Annotated in this window: 2 protein-coding genes and 1 tRNA gene; 2 read left to right on the top strand and 1 reads right to left on the bottom strand. The window is 66.9% G+C overall.

What is annotated here, in order from left to right; translation table 11 throughout:
* Positions 1–64 precede the first annotated feature (64 nt).
* Positions 65–1174 (top strand): class II histone deacetylase, encoded by a 1110-nt coding sequence (locus tag JYJ84_RS34825; RefSeq protein ID WP_175223372.1) that lies wholly within the window; start codon positions 65–67, stop codon positions 1172–1174.
* A 114-nt stretch (positions 1175–1288) separates the two neighbouring features.
* On the top strand, positions 1289–1519 hold the full coding sequence (locus tag JYJ84_RS34830) for a hypothetical protein (RefSeq protein WP_122945642.1): 231 nt from the start codon (positions 1289–1291) through the stop codon (positions 1517–1519).
* Between the two features lie 297 nt (positions 1520–1816).
* Here JYJ84_RS34830 and JYJ84_RS34835 read toward each other — a convergent pair.
* Positions 1817–1903 (bottom strand) — tRNA-Leu (locus JYJ84_RS34835).
* Positions 1904–2166: the final 263 nt, after the last annotated feature.

A 2166-nucleotide genomic window follows, 5' to 3' on the forward strand; every position in this document is an offset into this window, starting at 1 on the left:
CGCCACATCGATCGCCGCACGCGCCCTTCCGTTTCCTCCCAACCGTGACAGGTCACGCACATCCATGAATCGCACTGCCTTCTTCACCGACGAACGCACCTTCTGGCATACGGGCGGCACGCACGCGCTGTTCTTCCCGGTCGGCGGCTGGGTCCAGCCGCCGTCGAGCGCGGGCTACGCGGAATCGCCCGATTCGAAGCGCCGCTTCCTGTCGCTCGTGCAGGCCTCGGGCCTGGCCGCACAGCTCGACCTGCACGGCGCCGCGCCGGCATCGACCACCGACCTGCTGCGCATTCATCCCGCGCACTATCTCGACGCGTTCCGCGCACTCAGCGACGCGAACGGCGGCGACCTCGGCGATCTCGCGCCGTTCGGCAAAGGCAGCTACGAGATCGCCGCGCTGTCGGCCGGCCTCGCGATCGCGGCGGTCGATACGGTGCTCGGCGAGCGTGCGACAAACGCGTTCTCGCTGTCGCGGCCGCCCGGCCATCACTGCCTGCGCGACCGCCCGATGGGCTTCTGCCTGCTGGCGAACATCCCGATCGCGATCGAGGCCGCCCGTGCGAAACACGGCATCGAGCGCGTCGCGGTGATCGACTGGGACGTGCATCACGGCAACGGCACGCAGTCGATCTACTACGACGATCCGGACACGCTGACGATCTCGCTGCATCAGGATCGTTGCTTCCCGCCCGGCTACAGCGGCGCGGACGACCGCGGCGAAGGCGCGGGAGTCGGCGCGAACCTGAACGTGCCACTGCTGGCGGGCAGCGGCGACGATGCGTATCGCTATGCGTTCGAACGGATCGTGCTGCCGGCGCTGGAGCGTTTCCAGCCCGAGCTGATCGTCGTCGCGAGCGGCCTCGACGCGAGCGCGGTCGATCCGCTCGCGCGCATGCAGTTGCACACCGGCAGCTACCGGTTCATGACGCGCGCAGTGAAGGATGCCGCGCAGCGCTATTGCGGCGGGCGGCTCGTAGTCGTTCACGAAGGCGGCTATTCGGAAGCGTACGTGCCGTTCTGCGGGCTCGCGATCGTCGAGGAGTTGGCCGGTATTCGCACCGAGGTTGTCGATCCGATGCTCGACCTCGCGATCGCGCAGCAGCCGGGTGAGCGGTTCGTCACCTTCCAGCGCGAACTGCTCGACGAACTGGCGGTGTCGTTCGGGTTGTAGTGCGCGCTGGCAGACGCGACGAGGGCCGGCCTGCGCCGGCCCTCTTGCGCGATCGGGGCGAATGGGGTTTCCTGTGCTTTTATCCCCGTTCCGGCCCGACGCCGCACTCTTCCGATGAAATCGTCCCCGCACGATAACCATGACGATGCCAAGACGCGCCGCCAGCCTTCGAAGCTCGTCCTGAACATCGCCGCCGTGACGGTCGGCCTCATCACGTTCGCGATCGGCGCGGCGTGGGTGATCTATAGCTGGATCGTCGATCGCGAAGCGCAGTATTTCGCGATTCCGCTCGTGTTCTCGGTGCCGGTGATCGTGGCAGTCGCGATCCGGAGTTTCTGGGAATAGACGGGCCTGAGATGACGAAGCACCGCGGGTCGGGTGACGTGCGGTGCTGGGTGCGGGACTAGTTTCAGACGAGGCGGCGATCCCCGCGGTTCACTTGCGGGTTGGGGGCGCGCACGGATTGAGGACTGCGCCCCGATATCCAGGTGAACACGGAATTGTACGCGGCACGAATTTTCGTTCAGCGTCGTACAGGTTCGCGTGCCGGGAAAAACACCGGCATCAGCAAAAAAGCGCTGCGGTCAATCGACCGACAGCGCTTTTTAATGAACGGCCCCTGACGGAGGCGCATTCGACTTCTGGTGCGTGAGGCCGGACTCGAACCGGCACACCCTTGCGGGCGTCAGGACCTAAACCTGGTGCGTCTACCAATTTCGCCACTCACGCGCATGCTCTGTCGCCTGATCGCGCGGCACGCAAGATGCGTTTCCACGCGCCCGGGACATCGCGCCGGCCTGCAGCCGGCACGCCCGATCAGGCGAGCGCGAGATTCTACCCGATCCGTGCGGGCTTGTCTCGCCCCTGCCGGCACCCGTCGTGCAGCGGTGCTAGAATGCCGCGCTCGACGTTTCGGCACCGCGCCGCCGCGCGGGGCCCCCCCCCGCCCCCCCAACAATCCCCCCCGGGGCATCGCTGACGAAGGGGAGCAA

The organism is Burkholderia sp. LMG 13014 (genome assembly GCF_905232215.1).
GTDB lineage: Bacteria > Pseudomonadota > Gammaproteobacteria > Burkholderiales > Burkholderiaceae > Burkholderia.

Bases quoted from the DNA above. Each gene is read 5' to 3' on its own strand.
- JYJ84_RS34830 (WP_122945642.1), top strand. From the start codon at position 1,289: ATGAAATCGTCCCCGCACGATAACCATGACGATGCCAAGACGCGCCGC.
- JYJ84_RS34825 (WP_175223372.1), top strand. From the start codon at position 65: ATGAATCGCACTGCCTTCTTCACCGACGAACGCACCTTCTGGCATACG.